The following is a 26,568-nucleotide window of genomic DNA, read 5'->3' on the forward strand; positions in this document are numbered from 1 at the left end:
CGTCACCACCGTGCCGTGTTCGGTTCGAAGCTTCCGACGAACTTCCGCATATAGGTCACGTCATCCCGTTTGGTCTGTCCACTTCGGACATAGTCTTCATGGGCCCGCGCCAGCGCGTCGGGGTCGAGTTCGACCCCCAGCCCCGGCTTGTCGGGCACCGCGACCGCACCGTCGACGAACTCCAGCGCACCCGGGGCGATGACGTCGGCCGTCTTCCACGGCCAGTGGGTGTCGCAGGCGTAGGTCAGGTGCGGCGTCGCCGCGGCCACGTGCACCATAGCGGCCAGACTGATCCCGAGATGACTGTTCGAATGCATGGAAAGGCCCACGTCGAAGCATTCCGCCGTGATGGAGAGGGCCTGGGTGTCCCGCAGACCACCCCAGTAATGATGGTCCGAAAGTATGACCCCGACCGCTCGCTGCCGGAATGCGGGCTCGATGTCCGCGAAGCGCACGACGCACATGTTCGTGGCCAGCGGCATGTTCGCCTTCTCCGCGACGCGCGCCATGCCCTCGATACCCGGCGTCGGGTCTTCGAGGTACTCCAGGACGCCGTCGAGTTCTTCGGCGACCCGGATCCCCGTTTCGACGGTCCACGCCGCGTTCGGGTCGATGCGGAGCGGGTGGTCCGGGAAGGCGTCCGCGAGCGCGCGGATCCCGTCCATCTCTTGGTCGGGGTCGAAGGCGCCGCCCTTGAGCTTGATGGAGCCGAAGCCGTACTCCTCCACCATGCGGCGTGCCTCGCCGACGAGCGCGTCCGGCGTGGTCACCTCGCCCCAGGAGTCCTCCTCGGCGCCGATGTGGGCGCCGAACTTGTAGAACAGGTAGGCGGAGAAGTCGACGGCGTCGCGCGCCTTGCCGCCGAGCAGGTCCACGACCGGCCTGCCGAGGTAGTGCCCCTGCGCGTCGAGCGCGGCCACCTCGAACAGCGAGTACACACTCGCCACGGTCTTGCTGACGGAGAAACCGCCGGTGAGCCCGTGCGCGTCGGCGAAGACGACCTCGCCCAGCGTGGTCGCGACCTTCCGGCGGAGGCCGGGCAGGTCGAACACGTCGTGTCCCTTGAGCTCCGGCAGCACCTTCCGCACCTGGTCGAGGAACGCGAGGTCACCATAGGACTCGCCGAGGCCGACCACCCCGTCCTCACAGATCAGCTGGACGACCCCGCGCAGCGCGAACGGCTCGTGCACACCCATCGCGTTGAGCAGCGGAGGGTCGGCGAACGCGACCGGGGTCAGGACGACGTCGAGAACCTTCATCGTCAGGCACCGGCCTCGACGGACTTGAGGACGGCGAATCCGTCGTCGATGATCTTCTCCAGGCGGGCGATCTGGTCCGAGGTGGGCTCGACCAGCGGCGGCCGTACCGAGCCGACCTTGTCCCCACGCAGCCGCGCCGCGGCCTTGACCAGCGACACGGCGAAGCCCTGTCCCTCGTCCCGCAACGCGACCAGCGGGAGGTAGAAGCCGGCGAGCAGCGCCTCCATGACGGCGTCGTCGTTCTCCGCGAGCGCGCGGTGGAACCGGGCCGCGATCTCGGGCGCGAAGCAGTGCACGGCCGAGGAGTACCGCGCCACGCCGACCGCGGCGTAGGCGCGCGCGGAGACCTCCGCCGTCGGAAGACCGTTGAAGAACAGGAAATCCTTGGCCCGGTCGGTGCCGACGGAGCGGATCGTGGTGATGATCCGGCTCATGAGTTCGACGTCGCCGAAGCCGTCCTTGATGCCCACCACCGACGGGATGTCGAGCAGTTTCACCGCCGAGTCCGGGGTGAACACGCCGGTGGAACGGTGGTAGACGATCACCGGGATCGAGGAATCGCCGACGGCGTACCGGACGTGGTCGACCAGCCCGGACGGCGGGCCGGTGACCAGGTACGGCGGCAGGAGGAGGACGCCGTCCGCGCCGCCCGCCTCCGCCGCCGCGATCCCGGCACGGGCCGAGGCCGCACCGCCGCCGGCGCCGACCCAGACGGGCACGCGCCCGGCCACGACCTCACGAGCCTTACGCAGGATCGCTGCGTGCTCGTCCGGGGACAGCGAGCTGAATTCGCCCGTACCGCAGGCGACGAACAGCGCACCGGCTCCGGCGGCCACGTGGCTCTCGACGGTTTCCGCGAACGCGTCGAGGTTGAGTTCCAGCCCCTCGGTGAAGGGGGTCAGGGGGAACGCCAGTAGGCCGTCGAGTTCGATCTTGGGCTGTGCCATGGATTTCTCTTTCGTTCTTTGTGGATGGTCCCGGGTACGGGCCCGGTCAGGCGGGCACGGTGGTGCCGTCCTGCGACTTGCGGGGTAGGACGTCGTCGTCGCGGTCGATCGTGTCGATGATCTCGTCGGTGGAGGCCTTGCGCTCGGGCATGAGGTAGCCGAGCCCGATGAACAGCGCCAGCGAGACCAGGATCGGGGTGGACACGGTGACCGCGAGGGTGGCGTTGTAGCCGTAGTAAGCGATCGCGTAGGCGATGAGACCGCCCGCCCACGAGATCAGGGCCGCGCGGGAGCCGGAGCGGCGGAACGCGGGGAGCATGCCGAGCAGCAGCGGCACCGAGATCGGGCCCATCAGGGCGGCGACCCACAGCACCACGATACCGAGCACACCACCGAGTTTCTCGGCCTGCGTGGCCACCGCCATGGTGAGCACGACGAAGATCACCGTCGAGATCCGCGCGGCGAGCAGCCCCTGCGATTCGGTGAAGTTGCGGGCCTTCTTCCACAGCACCGGCATCATGTCGCGGGTGATGACCGCGGAGATCGCGTTGGCGTCCGAGGAGACCATCGCCATGGTGTGCGAGAAGATCCCGGCCAGCACCAGCCCGACCAGACCCGGCGGGAGGAACGTCGTGGTCATGATCGCGTAGGCGTTGTTGGGGTTCGAGATGTTCGGGATCAGCAGCGGGGCGGCGAACATCGGGAACATCATCACCAGCGGCCACACCAGGTACAGGATCGAGGAGAGCCGCGCGCCGCGACGGGCCTCGTAGGTGTTCGGCGCGGCCATGTAGCGCTGCGCCAGGTTCCACATACCGCCGTTGTACTCCAGCGTCTTCACCAGCACGTAGACGAGCAACACGATGGTGGTGAACTTCGAAGTCGTCGGGTTCAGGTGGGCGGGCGGGAGGTCCCCCCACACGGTCCACAGCCCGGAAACGCCGCCGAGCTTGTCCAGCACGACCCACAGCATCACGATCGCCGCGATGGCCTGGATGACGAACTGGCCGAAGTCGGTGAGCGCGTCGGCCCAGAGCCCGCCGACGGTGCAGTAGATCAGCGTGATCGAACCGGTGATGATGATGCCCCAGGTGTAGGGCACGCCCGCGAAGACGTTGAGGATCGTCGCGACCGCGAACCACTTGGCCGCGATGTCGAAGATCTTCAGGAGGCTGCCGCTCCAGGCGAGCGCCTGCTGAGTGGGCACGTTGAAGCGCTTCGCCAGGTACTCGAGCGGCGAGGCGACACCGAGCTTCGACCGCAGGCGGTTCCACCGCGAGGCGAACAGCCAGCTGCCGATGCCGACACCGATGCCGATACTGGCCATGCCCCAGAAGTAGACGGTGATGCCGTCCGTGTACGCGACGCCCGCGTACGCGACGAAGAGCACGGCGCTGTAGCCGGACATGTGGTGGGAAATACCGGCCAGCCACCACGGCATCTTGCCGCCGGCCGTGAAGAAGTCACTGACCGTGTTGACGCGGCTGTGCGACCACAAGCCGATCACCACCATCAGGACGAAGTACGCGGACACCATGATCCAGTCCAGTAAATGCACCGCTGACTCCTTTCCGCGTTCACGAAGGCCCAGCCCGACCTGTTCACATCCATGAACGGAGTCTGTTATAGTGATTATGTTCATCCATAAGAACGCTGTTCGGGACGCTAATATGGCCGGAGTCACAAGTCAACGGCCGGATGGAGGAGCGCGGATGCCGCAGCAGGAAGCCGCTGTCACGGTGGCGAACGGCGCGCCTGAACCCGCCGGAGTGAAGTCGGCCAGGCGGGCGATCGACCTCATCGAGACCTTCGCCGCGAACGACGTGTGGCTTTCGCTGTCCGATCTCCACGCGCGGACCGGCTTCCCCAGGTCGAGCTTGCACGGCCTGCTCCGCACCCTGCTCGAAGCCGGCTGGCTGGAAGTGGACACCAACACCGCCCGCTACCGCCTCGGCGTCCGCGCGCTGATCTGCGGCACGGCTTATCTGGACCGCGACCCGGTCGTCCCGTACGCGACCGAAGCGCTGGAGCGGATCCGCGAGAAGACCGGCTACACGGCGCATTTCGCGCGCCGCGAGGGCACCGACGTCGTGTATCTGGAGACGCGCGAGTCCCGGCACTCGACGCATCTCGTGTCCCGTGTCGGCCGCACGCTGCCCACCCACGCGACCGCGCTGGGGAAGGCGTTGCTGGCCGAACTGACGCACGACGAGATCGACGGCCTCCTGACCGGAGAGCTGTCGGCGCTCACGCCGAACACCATCACCACGGCGGACGCGCTGCACGCCGAATGCGCGAAGACCCGCGAACGCGGCTATGCCTCGGAAATCGAGGAAGGCAGCCTCGGCGTCCGCTGCGTCGCGGCCGTCATCCCGTACCGCATCCCCGGCACCGACGCGATCAGTTGCTCCATGCCGGTCACCGAAGTCACCGACGCCGACGCCCAGCGCGTCGGCGAACTCCTCGCCGAAATCACCGCGGAACTCGGCCAGCAACTGCGCCGCGCCGGCATCCGCTGACCTGATTCGTACTTTCCTTCACTGACAAGGGGTTCCCATGGCAGACCAGCGCGTCCTGATCACCGGCTCGGCGGGTATCGTCGGCACCCTGATGCGGCCGCGGCTGCGCCGTTCCGGACGGGTGCTGCGCCTGCTCGACCTGGCCGCGCAGCCCGAAGCCTCGGGCGGCGAGGACGTCGAGCTGATCACCGCTTCGGTGACCGACCCGGAAGCGATGGCGAAGGCCTGCGCCGGCGTCGACGCGGTGATCCACCTCGGCGGGCACAGCCGAGAGAGTTCGTGGGAAGCCACGCTCGACGTGAACATCAACGGCACCCACACCGTCCTCGAAGCCGCGCGCGCCGCCGGTGTGCCGCGCGTGATCTTGGCTTCCAGCAACCATTCCGTCGGTTTCCGCCGCAACGACGAGGCAGGCGCCGACGGCCTCCCCGCCGACTCGACGCCCCGCCCCGACACCTACTACGGCGTCAGCAAGGCGGCCATCGAAGCGCTCGGCAGCCTGTACCACTCGCGGTTCGGCATGGACGTGATCGTCATCCGGATCGGCTCCTGCTTCGAAAGCCCGCTCGTCCTCGGCCCGCGCGGACTCACGACGTGGCTCTCCCCCGACGACGGCGCCCGGCTGTTCGAGGCCTGCCTGAGCTACCCCTCCCCCGGCTACCGGCTGATCTGGGGCGTCTCCGACAACACGCGCCGGATCTACTCGCTCGCCGAAGCCGAGGAACTGGGCTACAAATCGCTCGACAACGCGGAGACCTACGCCGATCAGCTGGCGGACCTGCCCGCGCCGACCGGGGTGGCGGCGGAGTACGTCGGTGGGCCGTTCTGCACCGCGCCGCTGGGGGCGCACAACCCGCTCTGAGGTCCTGTCGCGCGTGGGCTGAAGGCTCCCTTCACCGCGTCTGATGCGGCGAAAGGAGCCTTCGGCCTCGGCGACACGCGTGTCGTCCATCCAGTCACGCGTGTCGTCCACCTGATCACACGCGCCGTCCCCTCAGACACGCACAACCGCCGAAGGGAACCGGCACCTCTCCGTGGCACGGTCGAGCAGTGTCCCGATTCCTACATCGACGAACTGTCGGCCATGCGTTCGCCGAGCCGACGAGCAAGATCCGCCAGTTCGTCATCGGGGACGTCCAGGTGGCCACGCGCAGGATCGAACACCGCGGTCTGCTGCTGTTCGTACGGAACGCCGGGCGGCAAGGGCGCGAGGTGCCAGTGGACGTGCCGGTTGGCCTGTTGGCTGCCCAAGGACAAAACGTAGAGCCGTTCGACAGTCAGCAAGCCGCTCAATGCGCTGCCCGCAAGGTGCACAACACGCTGGATGGCCAAGTACTCGTCGGCGGTGAAGTCGCCGATGGCGTGCTCTCGATGCTTGATCGGCGCGATCAGAAAGTGCCCGAGCACGGACGGGAAACGACTGGCGAAGACCACCGCGTCGGCATCGCGGTAGGCGATGTGATGCGGATAGTCGGGGTTGCCGTCGAGAAGTTCGCAGACGAAACAGGCTCGGCGGGCGAGATCGAGATAAGCGTCGGCCTGCCACGGAACACGGTCGGTCATGCCACCATGCCTACCCGACCTCACCGCGCTCGCCCCTGAACCCGCCCGGCCACCGCCAACACAAGCGGCGCCGCCACCCAGCACAAGTAAGCCCAAGTACCCGAAGTAACAAACGAAACAGGAATCGAAACCCCGAACACCGCCGCCAGGCACACACTGCGCACCAGGTTCTGGCTGAACGCCCACGGCGGCGTGTCCGGGCGGTAAAGGTGTTCGCGCCGGATCTCCCGGATGATCAGCGCGAACGACGCGGACGCCAGCACCTGCACGATCGCGTACAGGCTGAACCGGGGCGGGAAGGCGCCGTCCGCGGTGATCACCCGGGTCGCGAACGGCGTCAGCACCTGCATGAACAGCCAGGCCAGGGTGAGGCTGATCAGACGGCTGTTCAGCGAGCGGACATGGCCGAAGATCTCGTGGTGGGCGCGCCAATGGGCGGCGATCACCACGAAGCTGACGCCGAACGCCAGATACTCCTTGCCGTGGTCCGCCACAGAACTCAGCATCGCCTCGGTGGTGTCGCCGGTGGGGACGGGAAGTTCCAGCGCCAGCAAGGTGAGCGCGATCGCGATCACCGCGTCGATGAACATGGTGAGCCGCTCGGGAGGGGCCTGAGTCGCCATGATGCGGAAATCTCCCTCTGGGTCAGGCGACGGTCGCCGGGCGGAGCTTCCGGGACCACACGGCCAGGATGATCATGACGGCGGGGATGAGCAGGTCGTTGGCGAGGACACCGCCGGTGTTGCCGGGACTGTGGACGCCGTTCGCGAACCACTGGTAGACGTGGCCGACCAGGGCTCCCCAGAGGAACATCCCGGCGCCGAGCCCGATGGTGACGCGTTCGTGCGCGGACGCCGAGGCGGCGCGGAATCCCATGACGGCCAGTCCGAGGTTCGCGAACGCGATCTCGAACAGGAAGGGCGTCCGCTCGAAGCCGATGGCGGTGGCCATGACCTCCGGGAACGCGAGGAACGCGACCGTCATCCACAGGCTGCCGAAGCCCAAGGCGCCGATCGCCCACCAGCGCTGCCAGATCTCCAGCCGTTCCCGGGTCGTCGGGGCGTGACGAGCCCGCAGGAAGGCCCCGATGGCCGGCACCAGCATCCAGACCAGCGGGAAGGCGGATTGGGCGAGGTAAGAGAAGTTGTCCATGCCTTCAGTCTTACCTAGTTAATATTAACTCGTCAACAATCAGGTATAGTGATCCTCGTGGATGACGGACTCGCAGACCTGTTGCACCGCGTGGTCATGCTGCTGGGCGAGAACGCCCGGCGGCGCACCGAAGACACCGACGGTTTGACCTACAGCCAGATACGGCTTTTGGGCACGCTCGAGGAGATCGAGCCGGCGACGCAGCATCGGCTCGCGCAGGCGCTTTCGGTGTCCGACCCGGCGATCAGCCGGGCGCTACGACCACTCGAGGCGGACGGCCTGGTACAGATCGCCGTCGACCCCGAACACGCGCGCCGACGGCTCGTCCGCCTCACCGCGGTCGGCCGGAAAGCCTTCCACGCCGCCGGAAAACCGCTCTACGACGAGTTCCGCGCCGGGCTCATCGCGGCGGGCTTCCCCTACGAGCGCTACCTCGAAGACACCCTTCGGCTTGCCGAGATCCTCTCCCCCGATCAGGGAACGCGGCGGTGATCCGGAGCCGCCCACCCGTTGATCACGGCGAGCAGCTCGAGATACCGCTCCCGCCGGGGATCGTCGGCGATGTCCAGCCAGGGCAGATCTCGCCGCGGGGCCGCGTCGTACCCTTCGGCGAGGCGTCGCATGAGGGCCCGGAAATCCGGATCCCTGGCCAGCCCGGCGAGTTCCACCCAGGCGTCGACCTGTTCGACCGCGGGACTTTCGGGTAGTTCGGGCGTCATCGAGCGGGCGATCCCGGCGAACCCGGGATGCTCGAGACCGCCGAAGACGGCGTCGAGGAAGTCGTCGATCAGACGGCGGCGCTCTTCCTCGGTCAGCTTGGCAAGATCGTGCATGAGAGTGATCTCCTCGGGAGTGGTTCCGCGCCGGGTCACGGCTTTCAGCACCGCATGACGGAGACGCAGCACGTGGATCTGCGCTTCCAGCGCCCGCAAGTGCGCCTCGGCGACATCGGGAAGGGTGGCTTCGCTTTCGACGACCTTCCGGATCGTGGCCAGGTCGAGTCCCAGCTCACGCAACGTGCGCACGAGCTCCAGGCGCGCGAGCGCGTCGACGCCGTAGCGGCGGTGCCCGGACGCGGTGCGGCCCGACGGGGCCAAGATGCCTCGGTCGGAGTAGAAGCGGATGGTCTTGACGGTCAGCCCGGTCCGCCGGGACAGCTCGCCGATCGAGTACCGGGGGTCGTCCATTCGCCTACCCTCGCACCTCCCCTCGGGGGAGATACAAGAGCGATCACGCGCGTGTCGCGGGCCCCGTCAGGCAGTGCTGCACGAGCGGGCCGAACGTGGCGACCAGGTCGTCGACGGACGACGACGCGATCGGTTCGATGCGCATGATGTACCGGGCGACCGCGAGCCCCAGGATCTGCACGTTGACCATGCCCGCCCGCTGCGCGGCGTCCGGCGTGTCGAGCAGCGCGGCGAGCCTGCCGGTGATCTCCCGGTCGATGAACTCGCGCAGCAGCGCTTCGGACCGGGAGTCGGTGGGAGCCGACCGCGTCAGCATCATCAGCGGCGTGCGGTCGGATTTGTCGAGGTTCTCCACCAATGTCCGGACGAGGCGCTCGCCGATGGTGTCGAGGCCGCCGTCGAAAAGGGCTTCGACGGCGGGCGGGACATCGCCGGAGATCTCGATCGCGGCGCTGAACAGGCCTTGTTTGGTGCCGAAGAAGTAAAAGACCATCGCCGGGTCGACCTCGGCGGCGGTGGCGATCATGCGCACGGTCGTGCCGCCGTAGCCGTGCTCGTGGAACAGCTCACGAGCGACGCGCAGGATCCGCTGCTTGCTCTCCGCGCCGGACCGCCAGCGCCCGGAGCGGCGGTTGTTCTCGTGTTCCGTCATGACGAGCCGAAGCCTAACACCGCTTTCTTCACCACTCGGTGAAGTTTTCGGTACCGTGTTCTTCATCAGCCGGTGAAGAATGGGGTGACGCCATGAAGGTGAACGTGATCGGCGCTGGTCTCGGCGGGTTGACGCTCGATCCGGCCCATTTCGCGATGGTCGAGGCCACCACGGGAGGACCGCGCGAACAGACGCTGAAACTGTCCGATGTGGACGGAGAGCTCACGGTCACGCTGCGCTGCGGCATGATTCCGCCACCGCCGGTCTGGCCGGCCCGTCCGGTGACGCTCCTCGGCGACGCCATCCACCCGGCCCCGGGCCGTGGACGGCTCGGCCTGCTCGACGCGATCGGTGCCTACGAGGACACGATGCGCCGCAACGGTTTCGCGAAGGCGAGCACATGAGCCTGAACATGCTGACCCAGAAGTCGCTCTCGTTGTTCAGCGCGGTGGGCGGCTGGCGCACGGTCGCCGAAGGTATCGCGTCACGGGTGGTATTCCTCGTCGCATACCTGGTGACCGGGCAGGTGCTGACGTCGGCACTGATCACGGTCGGCGGCGTGGTCGTACTGGCCGTCGTGCGGTTGTTCACCGACCGCAAGGTCTGGCAGCCGGCGATCGGAGTGATCGTGGTCGGGGTGTCCGCACTGCTGGCCGGGAATTCCGGCCACGTGGCCGACTTCTACCTGAGCACGATCCTCTGGCAGGCGGGAGGCGGAGTGCTGTTCGGACTGTCCATCCTGGTGCGACGGCCGGTCATCGGGCTGGTGCTGGGCAGGCTACGCGGCGAACGTCAGACCTGGCGGCGTGATCGACGGCAGCGTCGGCGGTACTACCTGTGCACGGCGGTGTTCCTCGCGAAGTTCGCGATCGCCACGGCCGCGCTGGTGCCGCTGTACCTGGCGGGGACGGTGATCCCGCTCGGCATCGCCGCCACCCTGCTGGGTGGTGCGCCCGCGGCGGGCGTTTGCCTCTATCTGTGCTGGCGGATCCTGCGCGAAGAACCGCGAACCGCCGGGTGAGACGACGGTTGCCAGGAAAGGTCCTTTCCTGGCAACCGCGGGTTCAGCCCACCGCGATGGACTGGAACTTCACCTCGATCCGGGGCGGACCCGTCCCGTCTCCGGACCCCTTCTCGGCGTCCACGCCACCGCGCGCGACCTTGTCGAGTGTCTGGAGGCCCTCGTCGGAGATGCTCCCGAACACCGTGTACTCCGGCGGCAGCGGCGCTTCACCGAAGACCATGAAGAACTGGCTGCCACCCGAGTCCGGGTTCTGTGTCTTCGCCATCGCGATGAGCCCGCGGCCGTACTTGAGCTGGGGGAAGATCTCGTCCGGGATCGTGTAGCCCGGTCCGCCCATTCCGGTGCCCTCCGGGTCGCCGCACTGGAGCATCTGCAGCCCCGAAACGCCGAGCCGGTGGCACGAGGTGCCGTCGTAGTAGCCCTGCTGCGCCAGCGAAAGGAAGTTCGCCACGGTGCACGGCGCGAGACCGCGGTCCAGCGTCAGTCCGATGTCACCCGCGGTCGTCTTGACCGTGACCGCCGACGTGCCGGAAGCCGGAGTCGGTCCCGCCGCCGGCGGGTTCACCTTCTTCGCCGCCTCCTTGGAGGTGTCCGCCGGGTAGGCGCACTCCGTCGGATCCGCGAGCGGCGTCGTGCGTTTCGGCAGTTCGGTGCGGGCGGACGGGATGTCCACCGGGCTCTGCGTCGCCGTGTCCTGAGTGCTGGACGACGCCGGAGCCGACGAGGACGACGCGACCGCGTTCTCGCCCTTCGTGTCCGACAGGAAAAACCCTGGCGCCACGAACCCGAGGATCGCCACGACGGCGACCACCACGACCAGTCCCAGCACCCCGAGCCCGACCCACAGCGCCGTCTTGTTCGAAGACGGCGGCGGCTGCTGCGGCGCGCCGTACCAGCCTTGCTGCTGGTAGGGCTGCTGCGGATAAGGCTGCTGCGGGTACGGCTGCCCCGGCTGAGAGCCTGGGTCGGGCGCCTGGCCTTCGGGCTCGCCCGGCTGCGGCGGCTGGGACATCTGTGCTCCTGTCGTCCGGAGGAAGTACGGGAACACTCTTGCGTATCGCCGTTCAGGAGGTCACGGCATCCCCCACGGTGCGCCGTCCCCGTTCGCCGGGACGGGCCGGAGCTCGAAATCCGGCCGGTCGCCCGCACGGTGCACGACGGCCTCTTCACCGCGCCGCAGGTCGATCCGGACGTCCCCGTTCGGCAACCGCCGCCAGCGTTTCGGCCTTCCCCACCGGTCACGGACGGTCAGCTCGCCGTCGAGATCCGTCCGCAGCACGCACGGCGCCCCAGCCTCGCTGGTGATCTTGACCCACCGGGTCTTCCCGCCCTGCCGAGAGGCGCTGACCAGGAACGCTCCCTCCGTGCGGAAGTCGCGCAGCGCGGCGTCCGCCCATTTCGCGGGCACCGCCGGGAAGAGCCGGATCACGCCGCCCCAGCTCTGCACGAGCATGTCGTGCAGCGACTGCGCGGCCGAAAGCGGCGTCTCGATCACCGGACCGGATTCCTTGTACATCGTGTTCGGCTGGATGTAGCGCCGCTGGAGTTCGCCGAGGTAGAACTCCGCCTTCTCGCCGCGCAGCATCTGCGCCGACATCGACGCGGCGCCGGTGAACGTGTAGCCCTGCAGCGCCCCCTCGAAGCCCACCCAGTGATCGAGCGAGGTCTCGATGATCCGCCGGTGCTCCGGCCGCTCCCAGGTGATCTCGTACAGCGGGTAGATCTGCAGCAGATGCGAGTAGTGCCGATGCGACTTCGCGAACGGCACACCCGCGCCGATCATGTAGCCGTTGGCATCGGCCGGATACGGGACGAGCGTGGCCAGGACCTCCCGCCACCGTCGCGCGAGCGGATCGTCGACGCGCAGTTCCGCCGCCGCCTCCAGCAGGGTCTTGCAACCCCAGCGGATCAGCGCGAGGTCGTAGTTGCAGTCGGGCGCGTTGACGCCGTACTCCGGGGAGAACGTCGCCGGAAGGTGCAGCTTCCCGTCCGCGCCGGGCGTCAGGAAATGGAGGTAGTAGTTGATCGCCTTGCGCAGCAAGGGGAACAAGGTCTCCCGTAGGAGCCGCCGGTCCATCGTGTGCCGATAGGACAGCCAGACGTTGTGCAGCGCCCAGGTGAGGTTCCCGACCTCCGGCGTCGGCGTCTCCTTGCCGGGGATGCCGACCGGGAACCCCGCGTTCGTCCCGACCGCGCCGTTGAGCAGGTTCATGTCCGTCGTACGCGGGATGCCCGCCGAATCGTGCTGGTACGGCTCGGCGACCTGGCTCGTCAGGTTGGCCCGGTACTTGCCGAGCGCGTGGCCGACGGCGTCCAGTTCGAGATGGTTGGAGCCGTGGATGAGCCAGTATTCGAGCTGGACGTTGAGGTTCCACCACGTCGCGGGCCACGGGGTCGGCTCCAGCCACGGCCCGCAGGTCGCCATCACCGGAGCTTCGCGGCGCGCGGCGGAGGCGATCTTGTACAGCTGGATCCAGTAGAAGCTTTGGAGCCGGGTGTCCGGAATGGACAGGAAGCCGTGCCGATAGTAGTCATGCCACCAGCGGCGATGTCCCGCCGTCAACGCCGAGAACGGCTCGACCCGGCGGACCGCCTTCAACGCCTCTCGCGCGGCGGTCCGCTTCGGAAACGACCAGGCCACGGACGTGTACAGCGTCCGCTTCGAGCCCTGGGCGACCTCGCGCCACGCCGTGACATGCTCGCCGCCCGCCAGCAGGCTCTGGACGGAAAGCCTGCTGTCACCACTGTTTTCCAGCCTCGCGGGCGGGTTGGCGACATACCCGGCGGGCGGCGGCTTCCCGAACTTCGGATCCGTTCTCGGGCTCACCGCCTCGGCCGGATGGAAGACCCACGCGAAACCGCGCTCCCCCTCGGTCGGCTCGACCTCGACGGCCAGCAACGACTGTCCGGTGTGGACGATCGCCCGCAGCGACAGGCTGCCCGCGGCCGTGGTGATCGTGCCCCTGAGTTCGGCGTTCCAGAGGTCCATCCGCCAGTCGATCCCGGTGATGGCGCCGACCGGTTCGAGGGTGAAATACCCGATCGGCAGCCGCGCGAGCCCGAACAGGGAGCCGAACTCCGGCCGGTGGTCCTGTACCTCGCTGTGCTGGACGTTGAACCGGACGGCGTTCCGGCCGGGTTCGGCGTAGATGCCCGAGCCGAGGAAACCGTTGCCCAGAAAGGGGCCTTCGTACCAGGTCTTCGGCATCCGGCGCCAGATCAGGTCGGCCGTGCCGAGGAAACCGGGCCAGTCGAGGCCGCCGAGCGCGAAGTCGTTCTCCACCGCCGACGCGGACGGCGTGAGGCCGGCCGCGGCCACGCCTGCCAACGCCCCGCCGAGCACCGTCCTGCGAGTGATGTCCATGCTCAGATCCCCCAAGCCGGAGTTCCACGGTCGCCGGGCACGTCCCGCGGCTCCGGTTCCGGACGCGTGCCGCGCGGCGAGACGACGGCCGTCCCGCCACGGCGGAGCGGAATCGAGATCGTGCCGGGACCCGTTTGACGCCAAGGAAGCCGCCGTCCGCGCGCGTCGCGAACCTCGATGTCTCCGGGGATCCCGTGCCGCAGGACGAGCGGCTCCCCCGCCTCGCTGTGGACTCGGATCCATTCGGTCGCGCCGTTCCGCCGGGACGCGTCCACGAGGAACGCCCCCTCCGCGCGCAGGCTTTCGAAGGACGCGTCCGGCCACGTCGACGAGACCGACGGGAAGACCTTGAGCACGCCGTGATCACCCTGCAGGAGCATGTCCACAACGGACTGCGCGGCGGTGATGGGACTCTCGATCGCGAGGTTCGCCCCCTCGCGGTACATCGTGTTCGGCGTCAGCTGGGTGTTCGCGACGACGGTTCCGTCGAGGAAGATCTTCAGATAGCGCAAGGCCTCCTCGGGCTCGTCCATCACGGAACTCATCGACGACGCCGCCGCGAAGCTGTAACCGTGCCATTTCTCCTGCGCGCTCGACCAATGCGCGAAGGTACGGCGCATGATGTCCCGGTCGCCGGGACGGTCCCAGAGTTTCTCGCGCAGCGGATAGAGCCAGAGCAGATGCGAGAAGTGCCGATGCGATTCGGCCAGCGGGACACCGTCGCCGATCAGCACGCCTTGAGCGGGATCCTGGTGGTACGGCACCAGTTTCTCGCCGATCTCCCGCCACGCCGGCACCCGCGGATCGTCGATCCGCAGCTTCGCCGCCGATTCGACGAGGGTGCGCGCGGCCCAGCGGATCAACGACAGGTCGTAGGTGCAGTCGGCCGCGTCGGCGTACTCGGGCGACCTCGTCATCGGCAGATGCAAGGCGCCGTCCGGGCCCGTCGCGAGGAAATGCCGGTAGTAGTTGAGCGCTTTGGCGAGCGTCGGATACAGGACTTCGCGCAGGACCCGGTGGTCCATGCTGTGCCGGTACGCGAGCCAGACGTTGTGCAGGCCCCAGATCAGGTTCCCGGTCTGGTCGTTCTTGGTGGCGGGCCCGGGGATCCCGACCGCGCGGGTGCCGCCGGGCCGCAGCCGCCAGTCGCCCGGATGCGAAAGCGCGTACGTTTCGCCGTCCCGGTAGGCGGGAGGTACCGAGAGTTCGAGGTTGGCGTGGTCGCGGCGGAAGGTCGCGGTGACGGCGTCGAGTTCGGGATGGTTGCTGCTGTTGACGATCGGGTAGGTGACCTGGACGTTCAGGTTCCACCACACCGCCGTCCAGCTGTTGCCGACCTCCGGGAACCACGGCCCCCATTCGGCGACCACCGGACCGTCCGCGCGGGTGGCGCACGCGGTCTTGTACAGCTGGATCCAGTAGAACCGCTGGATCCGTTTGTCCGGAATGGACACGAAACTGCGCCGGTAGAAGGCGTTCCACCAGCGCCGGTGCCCGGCGACGAGCCGATCCGGGTTCGCCGCCGACGCCCGATCGACCCTCGTGATCGCTTCGGCGGTGTGCGTCGGCTCGGGGAACCCGTACGCGACCGTCGCCGCCAGGAGCCGTCGCGTGCCGATGGTCCGCTCACGCCACGCCGTCGTGTACCCGCCACCCGCGTGCAGCGGCTGCTCGCAGTACCGGACGGCGCCCGCGCTGCCGAGCTTCGGATCCGGATTGGCCGTGTACTCGGGCGGTTTGCGGATCGTCCGCGTTGTCGCCGACGTGAGCGGCGTGAACCCCCAGTCCGCCGCCGCCTCCCCGGTGAGCGAGACAAGGAGGAGGTCCTGGTCGTTGTGGACCAGCGCGGAGAAGCGCACCGAGCCGCGAGTGGTGGTGATCGTGCCGCCGAGTTCGGCGTTGTACAGGTCGAGATGCCAGTCCACCGCCGTGATCGCGCCCTCGAAGGTGAGGGTGAGGTAGCCGATCGGGAGCCGCGAGTACCCGATACCCGCTTCCCACTGCCCGCGCTGATCCTGGACGCGCGAATGGCTGAGCATCACCTTGAGGACGTTCGGCTGCGCCCCCGCGTAGAACTGGACGCCGAGGAAGCCGTTGGCGAGGAACGGGCCCTCTTGCCAGCCCGTCGGCATCCGCTTCCAGACCATGCGCGCGTCGTCGACGATCCGGCGGTGGACGTCTTGTCCGGCGAGCGCCGGTGGCGCCCCCTGAGCCCAGAGGCCACCGAGCGCCGCCGCCCCCGCCGCGACCCTCAACATCGATCGCCTGGACAGCTCGGCCATGGGTCGCCTCCAGATTCATACTACGTTTACCGCAGATCAAGTCCTGGCGACCGGCATGTTTCCAGAGATCAGCGCACTTTGACCAGTACGCTCACCCGGAAAGCGGCAGATACATCCGACCTATCGGGTCAGCGGGCGAGGTAAGCACGAGTAGCGTCAGGCGAGGCGTGACCGAGCATCTCGGTGGCGGTGCCGAGGTCGGCTCCGGCGCGGAGCAGGTCGATGGCGAAGGTCTTGCGCAGAGTTCGCGCGGAGAGCCCTGGCATGCCGATCAAGGTCCCGAATGTGGCCACGACGTCATTGACCGACCTCGGAGACACTCGGCAGCCGAAAGCGTTGAGGAAGTACGCCGGTTCCTCGTCAGCACCCGGTCGCTCGGCACGGACCCGGAGATAGGCGTCGAGCGGAGGCCGAAGCTCGGGCGGCAGCGGAATCGTCCGCCGTCGCCCGCCGCGCACGATGACCGAGCCGGTCGACACGTCCCGCAGATCCAGTGCGGAGAGTTCGGTGACCCGAACACCAGTGTGCGCGAGGAAGTGCAGGACCGCCACGTCCTTGGTCGACAAAAGGTGCGCCGCCGCGGAGAGCATCTCGCGCAGTTCGCCGTCGGCCAATGGGGACAGTGTTGCCGCCTCGAACGACCGGCGCACATCGATCCGGTCCAGCTTTCCCCGCACTATCCCGCCCAGCGGGGTATCGGGCCATTTCCGCCACCGCCGGGGCCGGATCTTCAGCAGGTCCTCCTCTGCGGTCGCCGCATGTTCGAGATCCACCGGTCCGCGGGCCGCGGTCAGCATCTGGTGATCGCGGTTCCGGTTCGCCTGGTTCACACGGCGTTTGTGCCTCGGGAGGTTCTTGCGCGAAGACTTGTCGTTCGCGCCGTAATCGTTGCGACGGTCCTTGGCGTAGCTCAGCCGCTTCTTCTCCTGCGGACTCTTCCGTCCCATACGTCTCCCCTCGAGGTCGGCGGAAGGACGATAACCAGACGTCCGAGCCGCCGACCACCGATTTACCGGGGCTGCCGCACGTCTGAAACCAGTGCAGGGCCCTAGCCGGCTTGAGCGTCCACCACAGGTTCAACCGAGGTTTCGCGCGAGGCCGCGGCGTCGTACGCGGCGACGAGCTCGGCGGCGACCTTGCCGGGCTCGGATCGCAACCGGCTGGGCAGGGTCTGGAGTACGAGGATCCCCTCGGCGGCGTACCGGCTGTTCCTTTCGAGCGTGCCGGCATACTGCTCCCGCGCGAAGTGGAAGTCGTACGAGTCGACCTCCCAAGCGAGCCGGACCTTCTTGAAGTAGCCATCGGGGGTTCCGATGTAGCGGCCGGATGCGTCCCGCAATTCGTGGTTCCACAACGGCTCCGGGAGCCCCGTTCTCCGCCAGACCGCCATCGCGTCGACCTCGGCCACCGACCGCGCTCCTCGCAGGACGTCGCGCAGCACTTCACGCGGCAGCGCGCTACCGCGGTCACTTCCCGCTTCGAGCTCCCTGATGAGAACCTCGGGATTCAGCCTTCCTCTTTGGACGGCTTCGGTCAGCAATGCCCGGACCGGGTCACGAACGCTGAAGCGACGGCACTCGTCGAGAACAGCCCGGCAGAGGGGCGCCATCGGCACTCCATCCACGACGACGGGCCGGGGCATTCGCGTGGACCGCTCCACGGTGACCGAGCCGACGCTGCTGACCTTGCAGGAGTCCGGTATCAGAAGATGGATCCCGTTCGCCGCGATTCCCGATCCTCGCAAGCCCTGACGACGGCAAGCTTCGAGACCGGTGACGAGTGCCTGCGGCCCGCCGTAGAGCAAGGCCCCATCGACCAGCTGACGCCTGGTCGGCTTACCCGAACCGAGCAGCAGCACTCCCGGAAGCAACCGCTGCCACGGCTGCCCTGGCCGACAACGCCGATAACACGTCTTCCTGGGAACGCCGAACTCCACCAGCCGCGCGACGGTGATAACACCACCGCGACTGAGCTCCCACAGAGCCTCGCGTTCGCTTCGCCATTCGCCGGTTCGCACCACATACGCGATCGTGGATCTACCGGCCCGCTCCGCGCCAGGCCCGATCCGCTCCCCTGTGGACAACTCGCCCCGTCGGCGTCCCCTGTGGACAACTCGCGAGGTGTTCCCAATGTCGCATTTGGGACGCTGAGCGTCTCAAATGCGACATTGGGAACCTTCACACGGGAGGAAGTGGAGGCAGCGCCGGAGCGTCCAGCCAAGCATCGAAGAACGAAGCAAGCGAACGCCCGGCAAAGCGTTCGGCGAGCGCCACGAAACCACCGGTGGTCACCAGACCGTGCCGGTTCTCCACCGCCCAAGCCTTCACCAGCGGGAAGAAGACCTCGTCGCCGACGGTACAACGCAAGGCGTGCAACAAAAGCCCGCCTCGTTTGTACACTCGCTCGTCGAACATCCGCGCCACCCCGGGGTCGGCGAGACGCAGGTCCGCGGGCTTCGCCTTCATCCGCGCGTGCCACGTCTTCGCCCACGCGTGCGCGCTCTGTCCGCCGGATTCCTCGGACCAGAGCCATTCCGCGTACGTCGCGAAGCCTTCGTTCAGCCAGATGTGCCGCCAATCGGCGACGGTCAGGCTGTTGCCGAACCACTGGTGCGCCAGTTCGTGGACGACGAGGCGTTCGTGCGTGCGCCGTCCGTCGACGTGGTTGGCGCCGAAGATCGACATGCCCTGCGCTTCGATCGGGTCGTCGAGGTCGTCGTCGGTGACGACGATGACGTACTCGCCGAAGGGATACGGCCCGAACAGCCGTTGCAGCGACTCCATGATCTGGCCCTGTCGCCCGAAATCGCGCGAGAAGGCCCGGCGCAGGCGCGGCGGCACGGCGGCCCGCTGCGGGACGCCGCCGGAGGCCAGCACGATGTCGTCGTACCGTCCGATTTGGACACTCATCAGATACGTCGGCGTCGGCTCGGGCCGTTCGAAGACCCACTGAGTGGTGCTCGCGCGCGTGTACCGGGAGACGAGATTCCCGGTCACGGCCACGAGATACGGCGACGACGTCGTGAGCGCGACACGGTACGTCGCCTTGTCCGCCGGATGGTCGTTGCACGGGAACCACGACGGCGCCCCGACCGGCTGACTCGCGACGAGTGAGCCGTCGGTCAGTTCGTCCCAGCCGATGTCGCCCCACAGCCCCGGAAGCGGCCGCGGATTCCCGACGTAGTGGACCTCCACCAGGAACTCGCTGCCGAGCGCCAACGACTTCGCCGGCTTCACCTGCAGCTTGTGCGCGCGGCGCGTGTACTTGGCCGGTTTCCCGTTGACCAGCACCCGGTTGATCCGGAACTCGCCGAAGTCGAGCGTGAACCGCGACAGCGCCTGCGTCGCCTCCGCGGTGATGGCCGCGGCGGCCGACAACCGGTTGGGACCGATCTTGTAGTCCAGCTCCAGATCGTAGTGCCGGACCCGGTAACCGCCGTTACCGTGACGGGGCAGATAGGAGTCGCCGGAGGTTTCCGCGCCGGGCGAGGGCTGCACGGATGCCTTCGAAATCACCCGCGAAAGACCCCGCTTTCCTACTTCGTCCAGGCCGAGATGGGATTACCCAGCCAGCGCGAGTCGGCGGGAACCGCGTCGCCCCGGGTCACCAGGGAGCCAGGTCCGACGGTCGTCCGCGCGCCGATGCTCGCGCCAGGCAGCACGATACCGTGTGGCCCGAGCGTCGCTCCCTCGTCCAGGGTCACCGGCGACATCGTCATGATCCGGTCGTGGAACAGGTGCGTCTGCACGACACAGCCGCGGTTGATCGTCGCGCCGTCACCGAGGCTCACCAGGTCCGACTCGGGCAGCCAGTACGTCTCCAGCCACACGCCGCGCCCGATCTTGACGCCCATGGTCCGCAGCCACGCCGGCAGCAGCGGCGTGCCGCCGAGCGAACCGATCAGCCACGGCACGGCGAGCGCTTCGACGAAGGTGTCGGCGAGCTCGTTGCGCCAGACGAACGAGCTCCACAAGGGATGGTCGACCGCGCGGAACCGGCCGACCAGCAGCCACTTCATCGCGGTGGCGGTCAGCGCGGCGACGGCGCCGGCCGCGAGCAGCAGCGGCCCGCCGAGCAGCACCGCGACCAGGAAGCCGAACGACGACGCCAGCGCGAAGATCCCGGCGGCCACGAGCACGGTCAGCGCGACACCGCACATCACCGGCACGATGCGGCAGAGTTCGACGAGCGCGCGGGCCGCCTTCAGCCGCAGCGGCGGCGTGAAGGTGCGGCTCGTGTCCGCCTCGCCGACCGACCGGCGGACCGGCAGCGGCGGCATCCCGAGGTACGACGAGCCCTTCTTCGCCTTGAGCGGGGCCGACGACAGCACTCCGACCAGACCGCGTTTCGGCACCGAACGTCCCGGCGCGGCCATCCCCGAGTTGCCGAGGAACGCCTGCTTGCCGATCCGCGCCGGGGCGACGTGCAGCCAGCCGTGGCCGAGTTCGTAAGTGGCGACCATGGTGTCGTCCGCGAGGAACGCGCCACTGTCCACCTGGGTCATCTTCGGCAGCGCGAGCACGGTGGACGCCTCGACGTTGCGGCCGACCTTCGCGCCGAGCATCCGGAGCCACACCGGGGTGAACAGGCTGGCGTACAAGGGGAACAGCCCTTCACGCGCCATGCCCATCAGCCGCTCCGTCGCCCAGACCTGCCACGCGACGCGGCCGTGCACCGGGTGGTAGCCCTCGACCATGCCGATGCTCAGCGAACGGACGCCGACGAGCACGAGCAGGGCGTACGTGAGGAAGTACGCGACGGTCGCGAGTGGCGTGAACAGCAACGCCTGGCCGAGCGCGGCACCCAGCGTGGGCGCGCCGGCGATCGCGTAGCCCAGCACCGCGACGGCGGGCAGGGCGGCGACGGCGGGCAGAAGCCCCAGCGCGACCGAAGTCGCGCCGTAGACCGAAGACCAGAACCGCGAGCGCGGCGGGCGGCTCGACGGCCACTTCAGCGCGTCCTTGCTGGCACGGGCCGCGGGGGCACCGGCCCAGCGCTGTCCGGCTGGCACGTTGCCGCGGACGGTCGACCCGGCCGCGATCTCCGCGCCCTTGCCGATCCGCGCGCCGGGGAACAGCGTGCTGCGCGCGCCGATCCGCGCGTCGGCGCCGATCCGGATCTTGCCGATGTGCACGAGATCGCCGTCCACCCAGTGCCCGGACAGGTCGACCTCGGGTTCGACGGCGGCACCCCGGCCGAGCTTCAGCATGCCGGTGACCGGCGGCGGGGAGTGCAGGTCGACGTCCTTGGCGATCCGCGCGCCGAGGGCCTTGGCGTACGTCGTCATCCAGGAAGCGCCCGCGACACTGTCCGCGCCGCTGAACTCGGCGAGTTTCTCGGCGGTCCACAGTCGTAAGTGGACACTCCCGCCGCGCGGGTAGCTGCCGGGACGAACACCGCGCAGCAGCAGCCGGGAGCCGGTCGCGGAGATCGCGATCCGCCCGGCCGGGCTGAACAGCACGACCCACGCGACGGCGATCCATGCCCAGTTCAGCGTCGGCGCCCAGGCGAACCCGGCCAGCGAAAGCACGTTCGACAGCGTCGCGGCGATCGTCGTCCAACGCAGGCCGACGAGACCCATCAGCGGGATCATCAGCAGCGACTGGATGATCCCGGCCTTGCGCGGGGTTGGCGCGATGTCCCGGCGTTCGGTCTTCTCGCCGCTCAACGCGTCCAGCATCGACGCGAGCGCGCCGAGCTTCGGGTTGGCGTAGATGTCGCTCACCGACACCTGCGGGTGCCGGGTGCGGATCCGCGCGATCAGCTGGGCGGCGGTCAGGCTGCCGCCGCCGTTGGTGAAGAAGTCGGCCTTCGGGTTGTCGACCGAGACGCCCAGGATCTCCGCCCAGCCTTCGGCGAGCCAGCTCTCCGTCGGCGACAGACCGGATTTCGCGGCGTCCACAGTGGACAGCGGCCAGGGAAGCGCGTTGCGGTCGACCTTGCCGGAAGTGCGCGTCGGCAGATCGTCGATCAGGGCCAGCAGCGGGACGAGCGCGGCGGGCAGCTGCTCGCGCAGCCGGGTCGCGGCCTCGTCGTGGTCGAACTTCGTCCCCTCGGCGGGCACGACGTATCCGACGAGCACCTGGTTGCCCGCCTTGGTGCGGCGCACCGCGGCGGCGGCACCCTGCACGCCGGGCAGCGCCTGGAGCGCGGCGTCGACCTCGCCGAGTTCGATCCGGCGGCCGCCGAGTTTCACCTGCTCGTCGAGGCGCCCGAGGAACAGCAGGCCCTCGGCCTCCGCGCGGACCATGTCGCCGCTGCGGTACGCGCGGCGCCAGCCCAGCGAAGGCAGCGGCGCGAACTTCTCGGCGTCCTTCTCGGGGTCCAAGTAGCGGGCGAGGCCGACGCCGCCGATGACCAGCTCGCCGGTCTCCCCCATCGCGACCGGTTCACCCGCCTCGTTCACGACGGCGAGCTGCCAGCCCACCAGCGGCAGGCCGATACGGACCGGGCCTTCGCCGGTCATCTGCGCGGCGCAGGCGACGACGGTGGCCTCGGTCGGTCCGTAGGTGTTCCAGACTTCGCGGCCTTCGACGGCGACGCGTTCGGCCAGCTCCGGCGGGCACGCTTCGCCGCCGAAGATCAGCAGGCGGACGTCTTCGAGCGCGTCGGCGGGCCACAGCGCGGCCAGCGTCGGCACGGTCGAGACGACGGTGATGCCCTGCGCGACCAGCCATGGGCCGAGGTCGACGCCGGTGCGCACGAGGGAACGCGGAGCCGGGACCAGGCAGGCGCCGTGGCGCCAGGCGAGCCACATCTCTTCACAGGACGCGTCGAACGCGACGGACAGCCCGGCGAGCACGCGGTCTCCGGGACCGATCGGCTCCTCGGTGAGGAACAGCTGCGCTTCGGCGTCGACGAAGGCGGCGGCCGAGGCGTGCGAGACCGCGACGCCCTTCGGCTTCCCGGTCGAACCGGAGGTGAAGATGATCCAGGCGTCGTCGGTCGGCGCGGGCGAGCCCTCGACGCCGCCCGGCGAGCCGAGCACGGTGATCGCGCCGCCGTCGGTGACGACCGCGGCGACGTCGGCCTCGCCGAAGACCAGTTCGGCGCGCTCCTCCGGATCGTCCGCGTCGACCGGCACATAGGCGGCGCCGACGGACAGGATCGCGAGGATGGCGACGTAGAGCTCAGCGGTACCGGAGGAGATCCGGACGCCGACCCGGTCGCCGACGCCGACACCGTTGGCGGTCAGCTTGCGGCCGTAGGCGTCGATCTCCTCGACGAGCTTGCGGTAGGACAGCGTGGTCTCGCCGTCGTCGATCGCGCCCGCGTTGGGGTGGCGGGCGGCGGTCTCGGCGAGGATGTCGATCAGGGTGCGCTCGCCCGCGCCGAGACCGGACCAGAACAGGGCGCGGTCGGCGACCGGGGCGGGCGACGGCGCGACGGTGACGTCCGCGACGCAAGCGATCGGCCGTGAGTCGGCGGTCAGGGTCATCGTGAGATCACCACGGGCACGGCGGAACCATGGGCGCGCAAGCCCATCACACACCTTTCGCGAAGTGCGTCATTCGGGCTCGCTCTCCGAATGAGGCGCCCGCTAGCAGACCATCGACTTTACCGCAGGTGAACGACATATCTCGGGAGGGTCTCGGCAGAGTGTCGAAACTCACCGGTGGACACGCCGAAACCCGAGGTCATCGGCGTGTCCACCCAGTGAAATAGTCACCTACATCGTGAGAAAATCAGCGGGTCTTCGGTTTCCCTGCCGCTTTACCACCGGCCTTGGGCTTTTGCTTCTTTTCCCGCACCCGGACATTCACCCGGACGGGTGTGCCTTCGAAACCGAAACGCTCACGGAACTTCCGTTCGATGAACCGCCGGTAGCCCGCCTCGAGGAAGCCGGTGGTGAACAGGACCAGCGTCGGCGGCCGGATACCCGCCTGGGTCGCGAACAGCACCTTCGGCTGCTTGCCGCCGCGCACGGGCGGTGGGGTCGCGGCGATGAGGTCGGCCAGCCAGCCGTTCAGCTGACCGGTGGGCACCCGCTGGTCCCAGGACTTCAACGCGGTCCGCAGCGCGGGCGCGAGCTTGCGCACCGACCGGCCGGTGAGGGCGGAGATGTTGACCTTGTCCGCCCACGGCACCCGCACCAGGCCGCGGTCCAGCTCACGGACCATGGCGTGACGGCGGTCCTCGTCGACGAGGTCCCACTTGTTGAAGGCGAGCACGCAGGCCCGGCCGGCCTCGACGACCATGGTCAGCACCCGCAGGTCCTGCTCCGAAAGCGGCTCGGCCGCGTCCAAGAGCACGATCGCGACCTCGGCCGCGTCGATCGCGGTCTTGGTCCGCAGCGACGCGTAGTACTCGGCGCCGTTGGCCGAGTTGACCCGCTTGCGCAGACCGGCGGTGTCGACGAACCGCCAGGTCTCGCCGTCCAGCTCGACCAGCGAGTCGACCGGGTCGACGGTGGTGCCGGCGACCGAGTCCACGACGGACCGCTCCTCGCCGGAGAGCTTGTTCAGCAGGCTGGACTTGCCCACGTTCGGCTTGCCGACCAGCGCGACCCGGCGCGGGCCGGTGGTGGCGCGGTCGCCGTCACGCGGCATCGACGGCAGTGCCTTGACGATGGCGTCGAGCAGGTCGCCCGAGCTGCGCCCGTGCAGCGCGCTGACCGGGTACGGCTCGCCGAGGCCGAGCGACCACAGCGACGCGGTGTCGGCGAGCAGGCGGTCGTCGTCGACCTTGTTGGCGGCGAGCAGCACCGGCTTCTTCGAGCGGCGCAGCACCTTGGAGACGGCCTCGTCGGTCGCCGTCGCGCCGACGCTGGCGTCGATGACCAGCAGCACCGCGTCGGCGGTGGCCATCGCCATCTCGGCCTGCGCGGCAACGGAGGCCTGCAGCCCGGTCGCGTCCGGCTCCCAGCCGCCCGTGTCCACCAGCGTGAACCGGCGGCCCGCCCAGAACGCGTCGTAGGCGACGCGGTCCCTGGTCACGCCGGGGACGTCCTGCACGACCGCCTCTCGGCGGCCGAGGATGCGGTTGACCAGGGTCGACTTGCCGACGTTCGGCCTGCCGACGACGGCGAGGACCGGCTGCGCGAGCTGCGCCTCCTCCTCGGCCTCGCCCGCGGCGATCTGCGCGTCGAGCGCGGTGAATTCGGACTCGTCGGACCAGGAGCCGTCGATCTCGCCGACTCCGTCAAGCTCTGTCATCAGTTACTTCACATTCTGTCGCGTGTCTTGGAGCCCGTGCTCCAAGCGCCATTCGTCCAGCGCCTTCACGAGGTCCGCGAGCGCGATGCGAAGCCGCTCGGTTCCCTCCTCCAGCCCTGTCCTTCCCTTCCCGATCTCGGGAGTGAAAGGTTCGCCGACCATGATGTCGACGCGTGGCCGCCAACGCCGTTTGGCGCCGGCGGGTTTGTACGTCCCCCGAGTGGCGACCGGAACCACGGTCGCGTTCCCGGCGCGGACCAGGAAGGCCACGCCGCGCTCGAAGTTTTCGGCGTCACCGAGGCCGCGGGTGCCTTCGGGGAAGATCCCGACCGCGCCACCGTCCTCGAGCACCTTGACCGCCGCCATCAGCGGTTTGCGGTCCACCGCGCCCCGTTTCACCGGGATCTGGCCCAGTTTCGGGAAGAACCAGCCGACGAAGCCCTTGAAGAGCTCCGCCTTGACCAGGAACGCCGTGCGCCGCGACAACATTCCGAACAGCAGCGCCGGTTCCGTCATCGAACTGTGGTTCGCCATGAACACCACCGGCCCGGAGGCCGGTATCCGCTCGGCACCGTGCACCCGGACCCGGAACGCGGGCCGGACGAGGAACTTCGAGATCCCCCGGCCGAAGGTGTGGAACGGGTCGCTCGCGCCTTCGGGAAGTCCCTTCGCGCTCACGTCGTCGCCTCGGCGGGGCAGCCTTCGAGAAGACCGCGGTGCAGCGCGAGTTCCGCCAGCGCCACGATCACCTGGTCGATGTTGAGCGCCGAAGTGTCCACCTCGACGGCGTCGTCGGCCGCGCGCAAGGGCGAAGCCGCCCGCGTCGAGTCGAGGCGGTCGCGCCGTTCCACCGCCGCTTTGGCGACATCCACCGTGGACTCGCGACCGGCGGCGGAATCCTGGGCGCTGCGGCGTGCGGCGCGGACTTCGGCCGACGCGGTGAGGAAGATCTTGAGCGGGGCGTCCGGCGAGACGACGGTGCCGATGTCGCGGCCTTCGACCACGATGCCGCCGACCCGGCCGAGCACCTCGGCGATGATCTCGCGCTGCCGGGCGACCAGCAGTTCGCGGACGGCGGGGACGGCCGAAACCGGCGACACCGCGGTGGTGACGTCCGCGCCGCGGATCTCGGCGGCGACGTCTTCACCCGCCAGGGTCACGGTCGCTTCGTCCGGGCTGGTCCCGATGCCGAATTCGGCCTTCCGGGCGACATCGGCGATCGCGTCCGCGTCGGTCAGGTCGGTCCCGGCGCGCAGGACGGCGAGGGTGACCATGCGGTACATCGCGCCGGTGTCGAGGTAACCGGCGCCGAGCTTCGTCGCGAGCTTCCGCGAAACCGTGGATTTCCCGGTTCCGGACGGGCCGTCCATCGCGACCACACCACGCAGGGCTCCCGCCACCGAAACACTCCTCAGCTCATCCGTCGCTCATCTGATCGACGTTCATTCTGCCTGGTGGTACGCG

Annotated in this window: 23 protein-coding genes; 5 read left to right on the top strand and 18 right to left on the bottom strand. The window is 68.8% G+C overall.

Features of this window, described 5'->3' with window-relative positions; genetic code table 11:
* Nucleotides 1-2: 2 nt before the first annotated feature.
* The 3 genes from AMK34_RS09540 to AMK34_RS09550 are packed head-to-tail and all read right to left on the bottom strand — an operon-like array spanning nucleotide 3 to nucleotide 3,764.
* Nucleotides 3-1,259, bottom strand: coding sequence for a glucarate dehydratase family protein (locus tag AMK34_RS09540; protein ID WP_038511628.1), 1,257 nt, complete (start codon nucleotides 1,257-1,259; stop codon nucleotides 3-5).
* Nucleotides 1,260-1,261: 2 nt separating this feature from the next.
* Nucleotides 1,262-2,206 carry a 5-dehydro-4-deoxyglucarate dehydratase gene (locus AMK34_RS09545; protein WP_038511625.1) on the bottom strand — a complete coding sequence of 315 codons (945 nt, stop codon included), beginning with the start codon at nucleotides 2,204-2,206 and terminating at the stop codon, nucleotides 1,262-1,264.
* 46 nt (nucleotides 2,207-2,252) lie between these two features.
* Entirely contained in the window at nucleotides 2,253-3,764 is a 1,512-nt protein-coding gene (locus AMK34_RS09550; RefSeq protein WP_038511622.1) for a sodium:solute symporter family protein, read from the bottom strand.
* 154 nt (nucleotides 3,765-3,918) lie between these two features.
* Here AMK34_RS09550 and AMK34_RS09555 point away from each other — a divergent pair, with 154 nt between their 5' ends.
* Together AMK34_RS09555 and AMK34_RS09560 are read left to right on the top strand one after the other, a co-directional pair.
* On the top strand, nucleotides 3,919-4,725 hold the full coding sequence (locus AMK34_RS09555; RefSeq protein WP_037348214.1) for an IclR family transcriptional regulator: 807 nt from the start codon (nucleotides 3,919-3,921) through the stop codon (nucleotides 4,723-4,725).
* A gap of 37 nt (nucleotides 4,726-4,762) precedes the next feature.
* On the top strand, nucleotides 4,763-5,587 hold the full coding sequence (locus AMK34_RS09560; RefSeq protein ID WP_038511620.1) for an NAD-dependent epimerase/dehydratase family protein: 825 nt from the start codon (nucleotides 4,763-4,765) through the stop codon (nucleotides 5,585-5,587).
* Between the two features lie 200 nt (nucleotides 5,588-5,787).
* On the opposite strand, the gene AMK34_RS09565 is transcribed toward AMK34_RS09560, so the two are convergent.
* From AMK34_RS09565 to AMK34_RS09575, 3 genes are read right to left on the bottom strand one after another with little or no spacing between them, the layout of a single operon-like run.
* The gene (locus tag AMK34_RS09565) at nucleotides 5,788-6,288 is read right to left on the bottom strand and encodes an HIT family protein (protein WP_073844396.1); all 501 of its coding nucleotides are present in this window, start codon (nucleotides 6,286-6,288) and stop codon (nucleotides 5,788-5,790) included.
* 20 nt (nucleotides 6,289-6,308) lie between these two features.
* Nucleotides 6,309-6,911, bottom strand: coding sequence for a TMEM175 family protein (locus AMK34_RS09570; RefSeq protein WP_073844398.1), 603 nt, complete (start codon nucleotides 6,909-6,911; stop codon nucleotides 6,309-6,311).
* 22 nt (nucleotides 6,912-6,933) lie between these two features.
* Nucleotides 6,934-7,440 (bottom strand): DUF6790 family protein, encoded by a 507-nt coding sequence (locus AMK34_RS09575; RefSeq protein WP_073844400.1) that lies wholly within the window; start codon nucleotides 7,438-7,440, stop codon nucleotides 6,934-6,936.
* A 57-nt stretch (nucleotides 7,441-7,497) separates the two neighbouring features.
* Between AMK34_RS09575 and AMK34_RS09580 the strand changes: the two genes are divergently transcribed.
* Entirely contained in the window at nucleotides 7,498-7,932 is a 435-nt protein-coding gene (locus tag AMK34_RS09580) for a MarR family winged helix-turn-helix transcriptional regulator (protein WP_073844726.1), read from the top strand.
* On the opposite strand, the gene AMK34_RS09585 is transcribed toward AMK34_RS09580, so the two are convergent.
* Nucleotides 7,914-8,627 carry a MerR family transcriptional regulator gene (locus AMK34_RS09585; protein WP_038511612.1) on the bottom strand — a complete coding sequence of 238 codons (714 nt, stop codon included), beginning with the start codon at nucleotides 8,625-8,627 and terminating at the stop codon, nucleotides 7,914-7,916. The genes AMK34_RS09580 and AMK34_RS09585 overlap by 19 nt on opposite strands.
* Nucleotides 8,628-8,670: 43 nt before the next feature.
* On the bottom strand, nucleotides 8,671-9,279 hold the full coding sequence (locus tag AMK34_RS09590) for a TetR/AcrR family transcriptional regulator (RefSeq protein WP_073844402.1): 609 nt from the start codon (nucleotides 9,277-9,279) through the stop codon (nucleotides 8,671-8,673).
* A 92-nt stretch (nucleotides 9,280-9,371) separates the two neighbouring features.
* On the opposite strand from AMK34_RS09590, the gene AMK34_RS43155 reads away from it, so the two are divergent.
* Together AMK34_RS43155 and AMK34_RS09600 are read left to right on the top strand one after the other, a co-directional pair.
* Entirely contained in the window at nucleotides 9,372-9,683 is a 312-nt protein-coding gene (locus AMK34_RS43155) for a hypothetical protein (protein ID WP_073844404.1), read from the top strand.
* Nucleotides 9,680-10,300: a DUF3159 domain-containing protein gene (locus AMK34_RS09600; protein ID WP_073844406.1), complete on the top strand. Its 621-nt coding sequence runs from the start codon at nucleotides 9,680-9,682 to the stop codon at nucleotides 10,298-10,300. Before AMK34_RS43155 ends, AMK34_RS09600 begins: the two co-directional genes overlap by 4 nt.
* A 43-nt stretch (nucleotides 10,301-10,343) precedes the next feature.
* On the opposite strand, the gene AMK34_RS09605 is transcribed toward AMK34_RS09600, so the two are convergent.
* From AMK34_RS09605 to cmk, 10 genes are all read right to left on the bottom strand, one after another.
* Nucleotides 10,344-11,315 carry a peptidylprolyl isomerase gene (locus tag AMK34_RS09605; protein ID WP_073844408.1) on the bottom strand — a complete coding sequence of 324 codons (972 nt, stop codon included), beginning with the start codon at nucleotides 11,313-11,315 and terminating at the stop codon, nucleotides 10,344-10,346.
* Between the two features lie 60 nt (nucleotides 11,316-11,375).
* Nucleotides 11,376-13,667 (bottom strand): glycosyl hydrolase family 95 catalytic domain-containing protein, encoded by a 2,292-nt coding sequence (locus AMK34_RS09610; protein ID WP_073844410.1) that lies wholly within the window; start codon nucleotides 13,665-13,667, stop codon nucleotides 11,376-11,378.
* Between the two features lie 2 nt (nucleotides 13,668-13,669).
* Nucleotides 13,670-15,949 carry a glycosyl hydrolase family 95 catalytic domain-containing protein gene (locus tag AMK34_RS09615; RefSeq protein WP_073844412.1) on the bottom strand — a complete coding sequence of 760 codons (2,280 nt, stop codon included), beginning with the start codon at nucleotides 15,947-15,949 and terminating at the stop codon, nucleotides 13,670-13,672.
* 128 nt (nucleotides 15,950-16,077) lie between these two features.
* Entirely contained in the window at nucleotides 16,078-16,896 is an 819-nt protein-coding gene (locus AMK34_RS09620; protein ID WP_073844414.1) for a tyrosine-type recombinase/integrase, read from the bottom strand.
* Between the two features lie 101 nt (nucleotides 16,897-16,997).
* The gene (locus tag AMK34_RS09625; RefSeq protein ID WP_338020556.1) at nucleotides 16,998-17,969 is read right to left on the bottom strand and encodes a hypothetical protein; all 972 of its coding nucleotides are present in this window, start codon (nucleotides 17,967-17,969) and stop codon (nucleotides 16,998-17,000) included.
* 157 nt (nucleotides 17,970-18,126) lie between these two features.
* Nucleotides 18,127-19,464 (bottom strand): M1 family metallopeptidase, encoded by a 1,338-nt coding sequence (locus AMK34_RS09630; protein WP_073844416.1) that lies wholly within the window; start codon nucleotides 19,462-19,464, stop codon nucleotides 18,127-18,129.
* Between the two features lie 20 nt (nucleotides 19,465-19,484).
* Nucleotides 19,485-23,387 carry a Pls/PosA family non-ribosomal peptide synthetase gene (locus AMK34_RS09635; RefSeq protein WP_073844418.1) on the bottom strand — a complete coding sequence of 1,301 codons (3,903 nt, stop codon included), beginning with the start codon at nucleotides 23,385-23,387 and terminating at the stop codon, nucleotides 19,485-19,487.
* A gap of 247 nt (nucleotides 23,388-23,634) precedes the next feature.
* Complete coding sequence (gene der, locus AMK34_RS09640; protein ID WP_073844420.1) at nucleotides 23,635-25,104, bottom strand: ribosome biogenesis GTPase Der; 1,470 nt, start codon at nucleotides 25,102-25,104, stop codon at nucleotides 23,635-23,637.
* Nucleotides 25,105-25,107: 3 nt separating this feature from the next.
* Nucleotides 25,108-25,782, bottom strand: coding sequence for a lysophospholipid acyltransferase family protein (locus AMK34_RS09645; protein WP_073844422.1), 675 nt, complete (start codon nucleotides 25,780-25,782; stop codon nucleotides 25,108-25,110).
* Nucleotides 25,779-26,483, bottom strand: a complete 705-nt coding sequence (gene cmk, locus AMK34_RS09650; protein WP_038511581.1) for a (d)CMP kinase — start codon at nucleotides 26,481-26,483, stop codon at nucleotides 25,779-25,781. The genes AMK34_RS09645 and cmk overlap by 4 nt, the downstream gene beginning before the upstream one ends.
* Between the last annotated feature and the right edge of the window lie 85 nt (nucleotides 26,484-26,568).

The organism is Amycolatopsis sp. CB00013 (genome assembly GCF_001905755.1).
GTDB lineage: Bacteria > Actinomycetota > Actinomycetes > Mycobacteriales > Pseudonocardiaceae > Amycolatopsis > Amycolatopsis japonica.

Bases quoted from the DNA above. Each gene is read 5' to 3' on its own strand.
- AMK34_RS09540 (WP_038511628.1), bottom strand. From the start codon at position 1,259: ATGAAGGTTCTCGACGTCGTCCTGACCCCGGTCGCGTTCGCCGACCCT.
- AMK34_RS09545 (WP_038511625.1), bottom strand. From the start codon at position 2,206: ATGGCACAGCCCAAGATCGAACTCGACGGCCTACTGGCGTTCCCCCTG.
- AMK34_RS09555 (WP_037348214.1), top strand. From the start codon at position 3,919: ATGCCGCAGCAGGAAGCCGCTGTCACGGTGGCGAACGGCGCGCCTGAA.
- AMK34_RS09560 (WP_038511620.1), top strand. From the start codon at position 4,763: ATGGCAGACCAGCGCGTCCTGATCACCGGCTCGGCGGGTATCGTCGGC.
- AMK34_RS09565 (WP_073844396.1), bottom strand. From the start codon at position 6,288: ATGACCGACCGTGTTCCGTGGCAGGCCGACGCTTATCTCGATCTCGCC.
- AMK34_RS09570 (WP_073844398.1), bottom strand. From the start codon at position 6,911: ATGGCGACTCAGGCCCCTCCCGAGCGGCTCACCATGTTCATCGACGCG.
- AMK34_RS09575 (WP_073844400.1), bottom strand. From the start codon at position 7,440: ATGGACAACTTCTCTTACCTCGCCCAATCCGCCTTCCCGCTGGTCTGG.
- AMK34_RS09585 (WP_038511612.1), bottom strand. From the start codon at position 8,627: ATGGACGACCCCCGGTACTCGATCGGCGAGCTGTCCCGGCGGACCGGG.
- AMK34_RS09590 (WP_073844402.1), bottom strand. From the start codon at position 9,279: ATGACGGAACACGAGAACAACCGCCGCTCCGGGCGCTGGCGGTCCGGC.
- AMK34_RS43155 (WP_073844404.1), top strand. From the start codon at position 9,372: ATGAAGGTGAACGTGATCGGCGCTGGTCTCGGCGGGTTGACGCTCGAT.
- AMK34_RS09600 (WP_073844406.1), top strand. From the start codon at position 9,680: ATGAGCCTGAACATGCTGACCCAGAAGTCGCTCTCGTTGTTCAGCGCG.
- AMK34_RS09605 (WP_073844408.1), bottom strand. From the start codon at position 11,315: ATGTCCCAGCCGCCGCAGCCGGGCGAGCCCGAAGGCCAGGCGCCCGAC.
- AMK34_RS09610 (WP_073844410.1), bottom strand. From the start codon at position 13,667: ATGGACATCACTCGCAGGACGGTGCTCGGCGGGGCGTTGGCAGGCGTG.
- AMK34_RS09615 (WP_073844412.1), bottom strand. From the start codon at position 15,949: ATGGCCGAGCTGTCCAGGCGATCGATGTTGAGGGTCGCGGCGGGGGCG.
- AMK34_RS09620 (WP_073844414.1), bottom strand. From the start codon at position 16,896: ATGGGACGGAAGAGTCCGCAGGAGAAGAAGCGGCTGAGCTACGCCAAG.
- AMK34_RS09635 (WP_073844418.1), bottom strand. From the start codon at position 23,387: ATGACCCTGACCGCCGACTCACGGCCGATCGCTTGCGTCGCGGACGTC.
- der (WP_073844420.1), bottom strand. From the start codon at position 25,104: ATGACAGAGCTTGACGGAGTCGGCGAGATCGACGGCTCCTGGTCCGAC.